The organism is Exiguobacterium artemiae, from assembly GCF_033342815.1.
In the GTDB taxonomy this organism is placed as follows: Bacteria; Bacillota; Bacilli; order Exiguobacteriales; family Exiguobacteriaceae; genus Exiguobacterium_A; species Exiguobacterium_A artemiae_A.
In genome coordinates, this window is the sequence record NZ_JAWPEN010000008.1 from 93,981 (window position 1) to 109,490 (window position 15,510).

Annotated in this window: 13 protein-coding genes and 1 pseudogene; 6 read left to right on the plus strand and 8 right to left on the minus strand. The window is 49.9% G+C overall.

The features are described from left to right. Positions 1–244: 244 nt before the first annotated feature. Entirely contained in the window at positions 245–1,054 is an 810-nt protein-coding gene (locus R7V76_RS09520) for a DUF6612 family protein (protein ID WP_318092234.1), read from the plus strand. 191 nt (positions 1,055–1,245) lie between these two features. Next, a pseudogene (locus R7V76_RS09525) lies at positions 1,246–2,604 on the plus strand (alanine/glycine:cation symporter family protein). A 53-nt stretch (positions 2,605–2,657) separates the two neighbouring features. On the opposite strand, the gene treC reads toward R7V76_RS09525, so the two are convergent. The 8 genes from treC to R7V76_RS09565 form a co-directional block, all read right to left on the minus strand. Further along, complete coding sequence (treC, locus tag R7V76_RS09530; RefSeq protein WP_318092235.1) at positions 2,658–4,301, minus strand: alpha,alpha-phosphotrehalase; 1,644 nt, start codon at positions 4,299–4,301, stop codon at positions 2,658–2,660. A gap of 23 nt (positions 4,302–4,324) precedes the next feature. After that, positions 4,325–5,764: a PTS system trehalose-specific EIIBC component gene (gene treP / locus R7V76_RS09535; protein WP_012371570.1), complete on the minus strand. Its 1,440-nt coding sequence runs from the start codon at positions 5,762–5,764 to the stop codon at positions 4,325–4,327. A gap of 223 nt (positions 5,765–5,987) precedes the next feature. Beyond that, positions 5,988–6,476, minus strand: coding sequence for an EAL domain-containing protein (locus tag R7V76_RS09540; protein WP_318092236.1), 489 nt, complete (start codon positions 6,474–6,476; stop codon positions 5,988–5,990). Beyond that, positions 6,364–8,775 (minus strand): sensor domain-containing protein, encoded by a 2,412-nt coding sequence (locus R7V76_RS09545; protein WP_318092237.1) that lies wholly within the window; start codon positions 8,773–8,775, stop codon positions 6,364–6,366. The genes R7V76_RS09540 and R7V76_RS09545 overlap by 113 nt, the downstream gene beginning before the upstream one ends. Positions 8,776–8,944: 169 nt before the next feature. Next, entirely contained in the window at positions 8,945–9,655 is a 711-nt protein-coding gene (gene treR / locus R7V76_RS09550) for a trehalose operon repressor (protein WP_318092238.1), read from the minus strand. Between the two features lie 47 nt (positions 9,656–9,702). Beyond that, positions 9,703–10,665 carry a hypothetical protein gene (locus R7V76_RS09555; RefSeq protein WP_318092239.1) on the minus strand — a complete coding sequence of 321 codons (963 nt, stop codon included), beginning with the start codon at positions 10,663–10,665 and terminating at the stop codon, positions 9,703–9,705. After that, positions 10,658–11,524: an ABC transporter ATP-binding protein gene (locus R7V76_RS09560; RefSeq protein WP_318092240.1), complete on the minus strand. Its 867-nt coding sequence runs from the start codon at positions 11,522–11,524 to the stop codon at positions 10,658–10,660. Before R7V76_RS09560 ends, R7V76_RS09555 begins: the two co-directional genes overlap by 8 nt. Continuing rightward, the gene (locus R7V76_RS09565) at positions 11,518–11,886 is read right to left on the minus strand and encodes a GntR family transcriptional regulator (RefSeq protein ID WP_214765408.1); all 369 of its coding nucleotides are present in this window, start codon (positions 11,884–11,886) and stop codon (positions 11,518–11,520) included. Before R7V76_RS09565 ends, R7V76_RS09560 begins: the two co-directional genes overlap by 7 nt. A 186-nt stretch (positions 11,887–12,072) precedes the next feature. Between R7V76_RS09565 and prfA the strand changes: the two genes are divergently transcribed. Genes prfA through R7V76_RS09585 form a run of 4 tightly spaced genes read left to right on the plus strand, consistent with a single transcriptional unit; the run spans position 12,073 to position 15,507 of the window. Next, the gene (prfA, locus tag R7V76_RS09570) at positions 12,073–13,131 is read left to right on the plus strand and encodes a peptide chain release factor 1 (RefSeq protein ID WP_214765406.1); all 1,059 of its coding nucleotides are present in this window, start codon (positions 12,073–12,075) and stop codon (positions 13,129–13,131) included. After that, entirely contained in the window at positions 13,131–13,979 is an 849-nt protein-coding gene (prmC, locus tag R7V76_RS09575) for a peptide chain release factor N(5)-glutamine methyltransferase (protein ID WP_318092241.1), read from the plus strand. Before prfA ends, prmC begins: the two co-directional genes overlap by 1 nt. Further along, a complete protein-coding gene (locus tag R7V76_RS09580) occupies positions 13,976–14,974 on the plus strand; it encodes an L-threonylcarbamoyladenylate synthase (protein ID WP_290828414.1) in 999 nt (332 codons plus the stop codon). The genes prmC and R7V76_RS09580 overlap by 4 nt, the downstream gene beginning before the upstream one ends. Positions 14,975–14,991: 17 nt before the next feature. After that, positions 14,992–15,507 (plus strand): low molecular weight protein arginine phosphatase, encoded by a 516-nt coding sequence (locus tag R7V76_RS09585; protein WP_012371560.1) that lies wholly within the window; start codon positions 14,992–14,994, stop codon positions 15,505–15,507. The last annotated feature ends 3 nt before the right edge of the window (positions 15,508–15,510 follow it).

Genomic DNA, 15,510 nt, shown 5'->3' on the forward strand with positions numbered 1-15,510 from the left:
CAGGAAAATAAATAAATAGTTTAGTATCGGATCAGATCTACAGGACTAACTTTAGCGGTAGAGTGTAAAACGAACGTTTGAAGGATGTAAAGTTTTGTTAAGAATCAAACAGAAGACTTTACGTCGGCCAGGAAGTTCGATGAGTAAAAAACAGTCAGAACGGTAATAGGATAAGAAATGGTTTTGAAACATTTTCCAGTGATAAGTCGTAAATAAAGATAATCAATTTCAAGGAGGAATGACGATGAAGAAGACAAGGTGGGTGACAGTCGGTCTCCTCACGGCGACAATTGGACTGGCAGGGTGTAATAACGAGACCGTAGAAGATGGGACAGGTGAGAACGGATCGAAACAGCTTTCGAATACGGAGTTGCTGAAGAAAGCAACGGCTGCGCAAGAAGAAATCAAATCGTTTCATATGGAAGGTGACATGACATCGGACGCGGGAGAGATGTCGGTGAATCAAAAGGTGGCGGTCGATATTATTCAAAAACCGCTGACGATGCATCAAATCGTTAATATGAAAAATCCACAGGATGGAAAAGACATTCGGGTGGAGAACTATATCATTGATGATAAATTGTATATGTCGCAAAATAACCAATGGTTCGTCCAGGATATCTCGGAGCTTGGCGATATGATGGAAAGCATGAAGTCAAATGCTTCAACTGAACAAAATCTACAGTTGCTCAAGAAGTATAAAGACAACTGGACGGTTAAAAGAGAAGGGAACGTATATCAGATCGACGTCGATTTAAAAGGAGACAAGTTAAAAGCGTTCATGAAAGATTCTCTTGAACAAACCGGACAACTTGCTCCGATGAAAGATGTCATCGATCAAATCGATTATAAAAAGATGGAATACTCGATGACATATGACGCCAAAACGTATTACCCGAAAACACTGGATATGGAAATGGCGTTCGAAGTGGATGGACAATCGGAATTTACGATGAAAAACGAGTCAACGTTCTCGAAATTCAATGAAATTAAATCGATTGAGTTGCCGGCAGAAGCAAAAGACGCACAGGAATTGCCGAACGGTAATCAATAAAAAAGCTGATTTACCTAAAGAAGCAATCGTCTCCCGGATACTCCGGATAGATGATTGCTTTTTACTAAGCAGTAAAAAATACAATAATGTAATATGGACAATAGTCTGCATAAAAAATTAATCATTGACAATAATCTGTAAATTCTGAAAAGATAGAAAAGTACATATCGAATTGAAGGAGGGGAAACAGAATGGGTACATCGTTCAGTGATTGGATTGGCATGGTATCGGATTTCATATGGGGACCGCCGCTGCTTATCTTTTTGGTCGGTACGGGGATTTACTTGACGATACGACTTGGATTCATTCAGATCACCAAACTTCCGTATGCCTTGAAACTGGCATTCTCGAAGCACTAGGATGATACGTCGGAAGGAGACATCAGTCATTTCCAAGCTTTAATGACGGCATTGGCAGCGACGGTCGGTACGGGGAATATCGTCGGAGTTGCGACAGCCGTCGTCCTCGGGGGACCGGGCGCGATCGTCTGGATGTGGTTGTCCGGGTTGTTCGGAATGGCGACGAAGTATGCCGAGGCGATTCTCGCCGTCAAGTACCGTGTTGTCGATGAGAAGGGACAGATGGCCGGGGGGCCGATGTACTATCTCGAGCGGGGATTAAAACAAAAATGGCTCGGTGTGTTGTTTGCTGCGTTTGCATCGCTCGCCGCTTTCGGAATCGGAAACGGTGTGCAGACGAATTCTGTTGCACTCGCAATGAAATCGACGTTCGACGTGCCGTTGTATGTAACGGGGATTGTCCTGATGGTGGCGACGGGGGTCGTCATTCTCGGTGGGGTCAAATCAATCGGGAGAGTCGTCAGTTACTTTGTACCGTTCATGATTTTCTTTTACGTCGGAAGCGGACTCCTCATCATGGTCATGAACTTTGATCTGATTCCGGGTGCGCTCGCGACGATCTTCAGCAGTACGTTCTCGAACGAAGCAATTACGGGTGGTGCCATTGGTGCCGCGATTCGTTACGGGGTCGCCCGCGGAGTCTTCTCGAATGAAGCAGGTCTCGGTTCTGCACCGATTGCCGCCGCTGCTGCAAAAACGGATTTTCCGGGACGGCAGGCACTCGTCTCGATGACACAGGTTTTCCTTGATACACTTGTCGTCTGTTCGATGACCGGATTGACGCTCGTCATGGGTGGTCAACTTGATAAAAAGCTCGAAGGGGTCGAATTGACGACCGCCAGTTTTGAAGTGTTCCTTGGACCAGCCGGAAAGTATATCGTGACGATTGGTCTTGTCATGTTCGCCTTCTCGACGGTCCTCGGATGGTCCTACTACGGAGAAAAATCGATTTATTACCTGTTTGGTCAAAAGTCGATTTTACCGTACCGGGTTCTGTTTGTTCTCGTCGCGGGACTGGGGGCGATGACGACCAACTTGAACATGGTTTGGGCGATTTCCGACGTCTTCAACGGATTGATGGCGATTCCGAACTTGATTGGCTTGATTGGTCTGTCCGGTGTCGTCATTGCGGAAACAAGGCTGTTCCGGGAACAGCTGAAACGGGAGCAAGCTAACCGACGCGTATCCTAGAGAGGTAAACAAAACCCCGCATTCTCAGTTGGAGAGTGCGGGGTTTTGTATGTTCAAAGCGTCCGGTACAGCATGACGGATTCGTATGGTCGTAAGATAAGCTGTCCGGATTTCTCTGAAACATCCGGATAGTTCTGAATCAATACCTGATGATCGAGCCACTCGTCCGGTAACGTGAACGGACGGTCCGTGCCGTAAAAGTTAGACAGGACGAGAACTTGTTCGTCGTCGGTCGTCCGTTCGTACGCCCAAAGTGAGAGATCGTCAGGTGTCAGAAGCCGGTAACTTCCGTTCGTCAAGACGTCATATTGTTTGCGCAGGTGAATCAGCTGCTTGTAATGATAGAAGACCGAGTCCGGGTCGGCGAGGGCCGCTTCGACATTGATCGAGGTATGGTTTTCAGGAACCGGAATCCACGGTGTCGCCGTCGAGAAACCGGCGTGTGGTGAAGCATCCCACTGCATCGGTGTCCGGGCATTATCGCGGGATTTCTGACGGATGGCTGCCAAAATATCAGCTTCTGTTTCACCGAGTGACGCTTTTTCGGTATACGCGTTCAGTGTCTCGACATCCCGGTAGTCGGTCAGATCCGTGAAGTCCGGATTCGGTGTTCCGATTTCCTCGCCCTGATAGATGTACGGTGTGCCTTGTAAACCATGCAGCGTCGTCGCGAGCATCTTCGCACTTTCGATCCGGTAAACCGTATCGTCACCGAACCGGCTGACGACACGGGGCTGGTCATGGTTACACCAGAAAATCGCATTCCAGGCATTTCCCTGCATCCCGACCTGCCAGTCGGAGAGAATCCGTTTCAGCTCGAGGAAATCGAACGGGGCTGCCGTCCATTTCTCTCCGTTCGGATAATCAACTTTCAAGTGGTGGAAGTTGAACGTCATTTTCAGTTCCTGCTCGTTCAGATTCGAGTAACGGAGGCAATGATCGAGTGTCGTTGACGACATCTCACCGACCGTCATCAAGTCGTGACCGGCAAAGACGCGTTGATTCATCTCCTGCAGATAGTCATGGACACGTGGACCGTCCGTGTAGTGTTTCCGTCCGTCGCCGATCGGGTCATTGGCGAAACTGTCGTCTTTTGAAATCAAGTTGATGACATCGAGCCGGAAACCGCGGACACCTTTATCACGCCAGAAGCACATCATCTGATAGACAGCTTCCCGGAGTGCCGGGTTTTCCCAGTTGAGATCGGCCTGTGTTTCGTCGAACAGATGCAGGTAATACTTGCCGGCCACCTCGTCAAACGACCAGGCCGGTCCGCCGAATTTCGATACCCAATCCGTCGGTTCGTCCCGCCAGATGAAGTAGTCATGGTAGGGGCTGTCCGGATTTCGTCCTTGCCGGAACCACTCGTGATCGGTTGAGCAGTGATTGACGACGATATCCATCATGACGGATAACTGGCGTTTACCGGCTTCCGCAATCAATTGATCAAAGTCTGCCATCGTGCCGTAAGACGGATCAATCGCATAATAGTCACTGACGTCATAGCCGTTGTCGCGCTGTGGTGACGCGTAGACCGGTGTCAGCCAAAGATAATCGACGCCGAGCTCTGCCAAGTAATCGAGTTTTGCGGTCACGCCGCGTAAAGTACCGGTCGCTTTGCCTTCCGGGCTGTAAAAACTTTTCGGATAGATTTGGTAGACGGCGGATTTACGCCAGTCGGTTGTCGTAAGAGTCATATCAGGTCACACCTTTCTAAAACTTAAGCTGCCTCTTTGAGTGCCGCTTTGCGGGCACGTTTGGTCGAGACATAATGGAACAGGAACGTACAGACGATCGGAACGATGATCGCGATAACCATTCCGATGATGAACGACAGAATCGATCCCGGAACAATCGAGATGAACGCCGGAAGACCACCGACACCGATGGCCGGTGCGAGTACACCGCTGACCGCAATGAAGGAAGACGCGATCGCTGATCCGACAAGTGCCGCGTAAAACGGATACTTGAACCGGAGATTGACCCCGAACATGGCAGGTTCGGTGATACCGAAGTAAGCCGAGATGGCCGAAGTCGATGCCATGTTTTTATCATTGACGTTTTTCGCAAGGAACAACATCGCAAGTGTCGCTGATCCTTGGGCGATATTCGAGATGGCAATCATCGGCCAGATGAATGTCGTCCCGCTTTGACCGATCAATTGTAGATCGACCGCGATGAACATATGGTGCATCCCCGTAATGACGAGTGGGGCGTAAAGCGCACCAAACAATAAAGCGCCGAGCAATGGAACAGCTTCAAATGTATTAACGACGCCGATCGTAATCCAGTCCCCGATTTGGCGCGTGACCGGACCGATGACGGCAAGGGCAAGAAACCCTGTTAACGTAATCGTCGTAATCGGAACGACAAGGAGTTGAATCGCATTTGGAACCCGATTTTTCAACCAACGTTCGATTGTACTTAAGACGTAAGCGGCAGCGAGGACCGGTAAAATCTGTCCTTGATAACCGACTTTTTCGATTTCAAATAAGCCGAGGATATTGAATGTCGGAATATCCCCTTTCAGAGCACTCTGCCCATAATTCCAGGCATTGAGAAGATCCGGATGGACGAGCATCAGTCCCATGACAATCCCGAGGATCTCACTGCCGCCAAAGCGTTTCGTAGCGGACCAGCCGACCAGGGCCGGCAGGAAGACGAAGGCTGTGTTCGCCATCATGTTGATGAGATCCCATAAGCCCTGCAGGTTCGGATACCGTTCGATCATCGTCTTGCCGCCAAACTCGATGCCGAACAGATTGTTGATTCCCATTAACAGTCCGGCGACGATGATGGCCGGGATGATTGGCATGAAGACATCGGAAAAGACTTTAATCAATTTTTGGAACGGATTCATCTTGGAGGCGCCGGACGATTTAACGTCGGCGATCGTCGTTGCCTGTAAGCCGGTCAATTGAATGAATTCAGCGTACACACGGTCGACGTCACCTGCGCCGATTACGATTTGATAGACACCCGCATTCAGGAAAGCGCCTTTGACGAGCGGGACTTCAAGCAATGCTTCCTGCTCGACGAGACTTTGATCTTTCAGTGTTAAACGAAGGCGGGTGACACAGTGGGCTGCCTGCTCGACGTTGTCTTTGCCACCGATTCGTTCGATGATTTGTTCTGCAATTTGCCGGTAGTTGGGTTTCATCTCACATTCTCCTTTTGGATTGAACTGAAGACTTCTTTTGAAATGAAAACGTTTTCTTATATGCGCACACTCATCTTAACTTATCTATATAAGTTAAGTCAACAACTTATATAGATAAGTTCGAGGGCGGTTTAATTCCATTAAAAAAGACCGACTCAAAAGCCGGTCCTTTTTAATCATATGATTTTGCAGCTTAACAGTAAGATTGTCGGCAACGGTGTCTTTAGCAAGATTGAAGCGCCTCAAAGACGAAATGGGACTGCTTCACATCCAGGTATTGGCATTCATACTCGATCAGCCCGTTGTCCAGTTCGATCGCCTGAAGCGGTCGAACGGGAATCGACTGCTGATTTAGAATCAACACCAGTTCAATTCCTTCATGAACCGGCAGATGGAGAGACGAATAGAAGGAGACACTATGCATCGTGCCTTTGGAGACTGCAATGTTTGTCCGACCAACGTGGATATCCTGTCCGTTCAACCGTTGAATCGTAATCGAAGCATCGATTGTCCGGGTGCTGATCGGAGAAGTCATCGCTTCCGTCGCTGCAATTTGCCGCCTACGCATCGCCTGTTCGAAATCTGCTTTTGGCAGGGGTTTACTGAACAGGTAGCCTTGAATAGTCGTACATTCGAGTCCCCGTAGGAAGTGAAGTTGTCCCATCGTCTCGACGCCTTCTGCGACGACATCCATTCCGAATTCCTTGGCCATGAAGAGGACACTCCGGACGACGGATTGCGTTTTTTTTATCTTGGACCAACGTCGTCGCGAACTGCCGGTCAATCTTAATCGTGTCGATTGGATACTGTTGCAGATAAGAAATCGACGAGTATCCTTTTCCGAAGTCATCGAGGGCGATCTTGATCCCCATTTGGCTGAGCATCTGAAGCGACTGTTGAATTTTACTGTTATCAAACAGGACATCGGTCTCGAGAATCTCGATTTCAAGCATGCTTGGGGAAACACCGAAGCGTTGGAGTGTCTCCTGGCAGGTCTCGGCAAAGTTTCCGTGAATCAGACGTTTGGGAGAAACATTGATTGAGACCGGAACGATCGGTAAGTCGGCAAGAATCCATTGGTTGATGTTCCGGCATGTTTCTTCGAGCACCCAGTCGGCGATCAGGATATGCATCTCGCTTTCCTCGGACAACGGGATGAAATCGTTTGGCGGAATCCGGCCCCAGTCCGGATGTTGCCAGCGGATCAATGCCTCGGCTCCGACGATCGTTCCGGACCAGGCGTTAACCTTCGGCTGGTACTCGAGGAACAGTTCATTCCGGCGGATAGCTGTCCGGATACTTTTTTGAAGCTGATGACGCCGGTAAGTCTCGATATTGAACGTCGAGGAATAGACGCTGTATTCATTCACACGGGCTCGGCCGAGAGCGATGCTTGCTGCTTTGACAAGGTCTTCCGCCGAATCCGCATCTTCCGGGAACCGGCTGACGCCAATGCCGATGGCCGGATACCATTCGTAGGAATCGATGACGATTTTTTGTTTGGACAGTTCAATCAATTGTTCACAAATTTTGTTGATCGAACATTCCGAGACGACGTTCGGGAACAGGACGATGTATTCGTCTCCGTACAGGTGACCGAAGTAAGAAGCGCCGGGCAGTTGGTGCAACAACTGGGTCGCCGTTTTCGACAGCCATTTATCGCCGATCGCATAACCGAAATCATGATTGATGTCCTGGAGGGTATTGTAGCTGACCGTCAGGACACTGAACGTCGGATATGTCTTGATCCATTGGCCGATTTTCTCGAGGACGAGCGTCCGGTTCGGCAGACCCGTCACGCGGTCATGCATGGCTAGCTGAAAAATTTTCTCTTCCTGCTGCTTTAACTGGGTGATGTCCTGAATGACACTTTGAAAGGCGGAGACGATACCGTGTGTGTTGCAGATCGGCGTCCGGTTTTCTAACACCCAGTACAATGTTCCTTCATATTGGATCCGGTACGAGAGTTCGATTTCATGGTTGGCGAGGATACGCTGATGACTCGCTTCGACTTTCGAACGGTCTTCTTCCAAAATCAAATCCGTTTCCCAGATTCCTTCCGTGCCTTCATAGTGGTGAAGGATGCCGGAAAAAATCTTCTCGAAGCCTCGTGTATGGAAAATGATTGTTTTTTCCGTAAAATCGTAACGGTAGATGGCACTGGTCGAGACTTGTTGGAACGTCAGTAGCTTTTCCTTTTCGTCATGAAGTTGTTTATCAAGCGATTTATGCTCGGACAAATTGTAGATGACGCACGTCAGCTCCGCCTGTTCGTCCGCACCGGTCTGACGGAAGGCGCACCGGCAAAAGACATCCTGAAATCCGTGCTGCGGATGAATGACACGGGTTTCGATATCGAGCGAAGGCAGAAGACGGTTGGCTTTCAGCAAATCAAGAAATTCCCGAAACTCCTGCTGATGAGCGGGATCAATCCGTTGAAACAGTTCCTGTTTGGAAAGCGTCTTAATCTGGTCCGGCGAAACACCAAACAGTTCGGCGAATGAATCGGACGCACGTAACAAACAGCCGTCTTCGTTAAAAGCGGCAATGGCGATACCGGGAAGCGTCTCGACCAATTGTTGATCGAACTGAACCGCATCCATCTGCTGTTTCATGATACGACTTGTCGTCAAATCACGGATGATTCCGTAAGCCCCGACAATCAAGTTGTTTGAAAAAATCGGGATGTTGACAATCTGCATCTCAAGATACTGTCCGTTGACGTGGCGGACGCGGATCGCGTAAGTCTCGCTGCTCCCGGACATGACTTTTTGGAAATGTTGCAGCGTCGTTTCCTGATCCTCCGGATGAACAAAAAAACTGAAATGGTTCATTAAATCCTGTCCTGTATATCCGAGCAGGGAAGAGGTTTTATCGTTCAGACGTGTCACACGTCCGGTCGGGTCAAGGGTGAAGATCGCATCTGGATGGTTTTCCATGAAATGTTCGTCGATGACGGAGACATCCTGCCCGCGTTTTAGTAAAGTATGTAGTCCTTTCTTAAATGGCACAGGCAAAACCCCCAGTTAAAAAATATATGGAAAAACCTAAAAATTGGTTTCTTTTTTTATAATATAACATTCAAATGGAAGAGTGAACGATTCCTTTTGAAAAAAAGGGAGAACGGGATCTAAATCCGTCCTCCCATGCTTCTGTTTAAAAGCGTATGCATTTTTTTGCTTAACGACGTGCGATATCCGTGAATTGAAACTTATCCAGCCGATGACGCGACTGCGTCCGTTCGAAATGCTGTCCCTCATAAAAATACGTGTCATTCGTAATGACGATGACGTGAGAGGTGCCTTCTAAATCGAGATACTGTTGATCTTCTGCCGTCGCCGGTTGCGCCTCGATTTTTCGTTTGGCATAACTGATCTGCCGTCCGAGTGTCTGTTCGATGTATTGGTAGATCGACGCACCGGCAATGTCTTTTGTCAGACCGGGGACGAGGGACGTCACGAACAGGTTGATATCAAAGATGACCCGTTCGCCGTCAATCGTCCGGACCCGTTTGACCTGTGTGAGTGAGGTACCGGGTGCGATATGGAATAAATGGGCAAGTTCTTCGGTTGCTTCGATCAGGTCACAGGAGATGACATCCGTCTTGACGTCGTGTTCCCCCATTTGCCGATGAGCTTCCGAAAAGCTGACGATGCCGTTGAATTGGAAGGCAATCGCGTCCTGGCTCAGCACGAAGACGCCTTTACCCTGGTGTTTGCGGACGAAGCCTTTGTCCTGCAAGGCATCGATCGCTTTTCGGACCGTCCCGCGACTGGCACCGAATTCCTGCATCAGTTCCGTTTCAGAAGGGAGTTTTGTTTCAGCCGGTAACGTCCCGTTCTGAATCCGGTCGACCAATTGTTGATAAATCTGAAGATATTTTGGCATCATTGATTCCGTCCTTTATTCCGAAGTATTGGGGATAGTGTAGCATGGAATCAACGTTTCCACCCAATCATCCGGCGATACGAACTGAAAGCCGGCCAAGCGAGAATCGCGACGGCGAGCCAGTAGAGAAATTGATTTTCAGACGAGATGATACCGATGATGGCAGCGAGTAAAACAGTCGTATAGACAGAAAACACGATGATCAATAACGGATGAATCTTCGGGAAAACCGTGAAACGGCCAAGACGTTCGTTTTCGCTTTTCACATAAAGCAGACTGCCGAAGCTGACCACGACGACAAGCAAGACGAAGTTGAATATGAGGGCACTGGTTAACTGTTCTTCCTGGAACAACAAGGTGAACGGAGAAGCTATCGTCGTCAGGAAATCGAATGACGAATCCTGCTCTTCCGCGAGGCCGAAACCAAGCGTCGTGATGGCAACGACCGCAAAAAAGGTCAGGTAGTTTAAAAACAAGAAGAACAGACCGAGCAGCAACTGCCCGATGATATCACCGGCAATCGCTCCCGCGAGTAAAAAGACGCTGAAGACGACGAGGTCGAACAGGAAATAGGAAACGAAGTCGAGTGCCAGGTCGGACAAGCTGACATAGTCAAAAGGATTGATTCCGCCGAGTCCTTGTAAAATCAGCCAGCTGAAGAAGAAACCGATGATTGGAAGAATCAGCAGGACTGCGACACCGAGACTCCACTTGATCCAGTAGAGCGTTTTTTTATTGACCGGCAGTGCATGGAGCATTAAACTGCGGCCGCTGCCCCTTTCTTTACCGAGGAGCAGGATGGCGAAAACAGCGATTAAAATCGCGCCGAACCCGGCAAAACTCGGACTGACGAGAACGGATTGGATGATTTCGGACTCTGCTCCGCCGTATGTACCGAAGTTATCGATGACCGTGTAACTGCCGAAGCCGTAACTGAAGACAGCGAGCAGGAACAGCGAGGCGAGCGGCCAGATGCCCTGTTTGATGTGATAACGGATCAGTTGTTTATACATGTTGATCGCCTCCGAACGTTCCTAAAAAGTAATCTTCGAGTTGGACAGGTAATGCATCCTTCAGTAACGGATTCGTCTTGTCGACATAAGCGGCACCGGCTTCCGAACGGACAATCAGCGTGACGACCCGTCCGGTTTGGGACAGGACGTGGACGTCGTGGTGCTGGAATTCCGGAACGGTCTCATAGGCGAGTTGCCATTTCTGCATGCTCGATTTCGCATCTTCGAGTGTTTGCGGTTCTTTGACGAGATGTTGTTCGATCGTCATGATCCGGTCGGCCAGTGAATCAAGTTCTTCCAACTGATGTGACGCAATCAGAACGGCGGTTTGACGTTCGGCAAGCAAGGTCACGAGCTGTTTTAAGTAATTCCGTTTATTGATCCGGTCGAGTCCATCCGTCGGTTCATCAAGCAGCAGGACCGGTGCATTCGTCGCGAACGCCAGCTGAAGTAAAAACAGTTGGGCTTGACCTTTTGAGAGCGAAGTGACACGCCGTCCGCGATCGAGGTTCAATGACCGGCAGTAGTTTTCGATGAAGGTCCGTTCAAAATTCGGATAAAAGGCATTGTAAAAGCCGATCAGTTCTCCGAGTGTCATCTGGCGGTAGACCCCAAGCGAATCCGGGACTAAAAACAGATGTTGCCGTGCTGCCGGAACGTGATGGATCGACTGCTGGTTCCATTCGACTTTTCCGCGCGACGGCTCAAGTGCTCCGACGAGTGTCTTCATTAATGTCGTCTTCCCGGCACCGTTTCGTCCGATCAGTGCCGTGATCGTTCCGGCCGGTAACGTGAACGAGGCATTTTCATAAATCATTTTGGAATCAATCTGTTTGGTCAGGTGAGACACGGTCAACATGATGAATCCTCCCTTGTTTGAATAAGTAGTTGATACAGATCTGCATTGGATATCGATAATTCATCGGCTACAGCGCACAGTGTCTGCACATGCGGCTGAATCGCCGCCTGTTTGACCCGTTCGATCGGCAGATCGGAAATGAACGACCCTTTGCCGCGCATCGTGACGATGAAGTTTTGACTTTCGAGTTCCTGATAGGCACGGGAAACGGTATTCGGATTGACGAGTAACGTGCTCGCCAGTTCGCGGACGGACGGCATCTGTTCGCCGGACCGAAGCAATCCACGGGCAATCGCACGGATGATTTGGGCGACCAGCTGCTCATAAATCGGCAACGAACTTTTGGGATCAACCGTAAACATTCGATTACCTCCTTAAGTGTATTAATTCAATTAGTACACTGATTATAGGAAATTCCATCCAGTTCGTCAATAGGCGGGGAACTGCGGGGAACACTTCTAAAAGGAAGAAATGTTTCTTCAACGTAACGCGTCTTTAAATATTTGCTATACTGACGACAGAAGAATCATCAGGAAGGATGACCGAGAATGTTAGAGCGATTAAGTGCGTTAGAGGACCGCTATGAAAAATTAAATGACCTGTTGGCGGATCCCGCCATCATTAAAGATACGAATCAATTGCGTGAGGTGTCGAAGGAGCAATCCCAACTGGCTCCGACTGTCGAAGTGTACCGCGTGTACCGCGACAAGATGGAGGCGTACCAGGAAGCGCGTCAGATGCTGACCGATCCGGAGATGCGCGATCTGGCCAAAGAAGAAGTCGCCGTGCTCGAACCGGAGATCAAGGAACTCGAGACGAAGCTGAAAGCGTTGCTCCTGCCGAAAGACCCGAACGACGATAAAAACGTCATCGTCGAAATACGCGGTGCTGCAGGCGGCGATGAAGCGGCATTGTTTGCCGGTGATCTCTTTAAGATGTACTCGAAGTTTGCCGAAAAACAGAACTGGAAGATTGAGATCATCGATGCCAGTTATACGGAGCTCGGCGGCTACAAGGAAATCATCTTCATCGTCAAAGGAACGGGCGCATACTCGAAGCTGAAGTACGAAAACGGCGCCCACCGGGTCCAGCGTGTTCCGTCAACGGAGTCAGGCGGACGGATTCATACGTCAACGGCGACCGTCGCCGTCTTGCCGGAAGCGGAAGATGTCGAAGTCGAAATTCATGACAAGGATGTCCGCGTCGATACGTTCACGTCGAGCGGTCCGGGCGGCCAGTCGGTCAATACGACCCAGTCGGCAGTTCGCGTGACACACGTCCCGACCGGCATCGTTGCTAGCTGTCAGGATGAGAAGTCACAGATCAAAAATAAAGAAAAAGCGATGAAGGTCTTGCGGGCCCGTGTTTACGATAAGATTCAACGCGAGCAACAGGCCGAGTACGATGAAAAACGGAAATCGGCGGTCGGAACGGGTGACCGCTCAGAACGGATCCGGACGTATAACTTCGCTCAAAACCGTGTCACCGATCACCGGATCGGTCTGACGATTCAAAAACTCGACCGGATTCTCCAGGGCGAGATGGATGAAGTCATCGATACCCTTGTGATGGAGTATCAGGCTCGGGCATCGGAGGCGGCGAACTGATGCGGATCGCAAAACGTCTCAATCAAGCACAAACGATGCTCGTGACGGCAGGACGCGAGGCCTCGAGTGCCGAATGGTTACTTATGCACGTTTTACAGGTCGACCGGACCGGATTATTAATCCGTTTGTCGGACGAACTCGAGCCAGAACAGGACCTGTTGTTCAGTGAATATTTATTGGCGCATTTAAATGGTATCCCGGTCCAGCATTTGATCGGATACCAACCGTTTTATGGACGGGATTTCCGTGTATCACCGGCTGTTCTCATTCCGCGACCGGAGACGGAGGAATTGATTGAATTCGTGACGGGACGCCTGCAGGGTGAAACGTTCCAGCCGGGGGAAATCGTCGATATCGGAACCGGCAGCGGCGCGATTTGTCTGACGCTTGCGCTTGAACTCGGACAACCGGTCACGACGGTCGATATTTCACCGGAAGCCATTGCGGTGGCAAAGGAAAATCAACAGACGCTTGGAGGAGAGGTCACCTTTTTGGAAGGTGATTTACTGGCACCGCTTGCTGACCATTCGGTCCGGGTGCTGGTCTCGAATCCCCCTTATATTGAAGAAGATGAATTGCTCAGTGATGTCGTGTTTGATCATGAACCGCACCTTGCTTTATTTGGCGGAAAAGACGGACTTGTGTTCTACCGCCGCCTGATTGAAGACAGCAGTCGGGTGCTGCGCGATGATTTTCGTTTGATTGCGTTCGAAATCGGACACAATCAGGGACAAGAAGTGCAAATGATGTTAAAAAAACGTTATCCAACTGTAGAAACGGGTATTTTAAAAGATATAAACGGTAAAGACCGTATCGTGTATGCGGAACGAAAGGATTGTCCAGAGTGAAGACGGAAATGATTCAGCAGGAGACATTAAATGAAGCGGTACGACTATTACAGGAAGGTGAGGTCGTCGCGATTCCGACGGAGACCGTCTATGGTCTTGCGGGAGATGCGACGAGCGAAACGGCCGTTCGGCGAATTTTCGCCGCGAAGGGTCGACCTTCCGACAATCCGTTGATTGTCCATGTCGCATCCGTCGAACAGGCAAAGCAGTTCGTCACTCATATTCCGGATGTCGCGGCGCAATTGATGGATACGTTTTGGCCGGGTGCCTTGACGATCATTTTAGAATCAAACGGGCGTGCATCCTCACTCGTCACCGCAGGACTGGATACGATCGGATTACGGATGCCGGACCATCCGCTGGCGCTTCAGTTGATTGAAGCGACCGGACTGGGTCTGGCAGCACCAAGTGCCAACCGTTCCGGAAAACCCTCACCGACGTCATCTGCGCACGTCGCACATGACCTCTCGGGCCGCATCGCCGCAATCGTCGATGGCGGGGAGACCGGAATCGGTGTGGAATCGACGGTCATCGACTGCACCACGAATCCACCGGTGATTTTACGGCCGGGTGGCGTGACGCGGGAACAGATCGAATCGGTCATCGGGGACACGGCACTTGATCCTGCCTTATCGATGAAGGATCAGACACCGAAGGCACCAGGGATGAAGTACACGCACTATGCACCGGAAGCCACTTTATCCGTTGTCGCGGGTGACCTCTCATTCCTGCAGCAACTCATCGATGAAGCACGCCAAAATGGACAAAAGACAGGCGTCATTCTCTTTGACGGAGAAGACATCGAAGCCGATGTCCGTTGTTTCCTCGGAACAACGATGGAAACAGCTGCGCAACGTCTTTACGATTGTTTACGGCGATTTGATCAGACGACAGTAGATCAGATTTTTGTACGGGACCTATCAGAAGAAGGGGTTGGGCTAGCAGTCCGGAATCGGCTCCACAAGGCAGCAGGTGGTCGGATCATTCGCCCGTAAAGAAGGAGGATACTGAGATGAGCACACGTCGTGTATTGTTTATCTGTACAGGAAACACATGCCGCAGCCCGATGGCGATGGCATTATTACGCTCAAAAGTGGCCGATCAAGAATTCGATGTCCGCTCTGCCGGTCTGCGTTCGATGCAAGGGTTTGATGCTTCCGAAAACGCCTTACAGGTCTTACGGGAGCGCGGAATCGAACTCGAGCACTATACGCAAGTCTTTGACGACGTCCTCGGGCGTTGGTCGGATATCATCTTGACGATGACACGCAGTCATAAACAGGAAGTCGGCGAACGGTACCCGGAACTGAAAGACCGGACGTTTACGCTGTACGAGTATGTGACCGGCCTTGAACGGGATATCAACGATCCATACGGCGGATCGATGAACGTATATCGCCAGGTCCGAAATGAACTCGAACCCCTCGTCAACCGTCTTGTGTTAAAATTGACGCAGAACGGAAACGGAAGAAAAGCACCGGACAACCGGAAACTTCCGAAAAAACAACCTAAACAAACGGGGGAATAGTAA

Bases quoted from the DNA above. Each gene is read 5' to 3' on its own strand.
- R7V76_RS09555 (WP_318092239.1), bottom strand. From the start codon at position 10,665: ATGTATAAACAACTGATCCGTTATCACATCAAACAGGGCATCTGGCCG.
- R7V76_RS09585 (WP_012371560.1), top strand. From the start codon at position 14,992: ATGAGCACACGTCGTGTATTGTTTATCTGTACAGGAAACACATGCCGC.
- prmC (WP_318092241.1), top strand. From the start codon at position 13,131: ATGCGGATCGCAAAACGTCTCAATCAAGCACAAACGATGCTCGTGACG.
- R7V76_RS09540 (WP_318092236.1), bottom strand. From the start codon at position 6,476: ATGGCCAAGGAATTCGGAATGGATGTCGTCGCAGAAGGCGTCGAGACG.
- R7V76_RS09560 (WP_318092240.1), bottom strand. From the start codon at position 11,524: ATGTTGACCGTGTCTCACCTGACCAAACAGATTGATTCCAAAATGATT.
- treC (WP_318092235.1), bottom strand. From the start codon at position 4,301: ATGACTCTTACGACAACCGACTGGCGTAAATCCGCCGTCTACCAAATC.
- treR (WP_318092238.1), bottom strand. From the start codon at position 9,655: ATGATGCCAAAATATCTTCAGATTTATCAACAATTGGTCGACCGGATT.
- R7V76_RS09520 (WP_318092234.1), top strand. From the start codon at position 245: ATGAAGAAGACAAGGTGGGTGACAGTCGGTCTCCTCACGGCGACAATT.
- R7V76_RS09565 (WP_214765408.1), bottom strand. From the start codon at position 11,886: ATGTTTACGGTTGATCCCAAAAGTTCGTTGCCGATTTATGAGCAGCTG.
- prfA (WP_214765406.1), top strand. From the start codon at position 12,073: ATGTTAGAGCGATTAAGTGCGTTAGAGGACCGCTATGAAAAATTAAAT.
- treP (WP_012371570.1), bottom strand. From the start codon at position 5,764: ATGAAACCCAACTACCGGCAAATTGCAGAACAAATCATCGAACGAATC.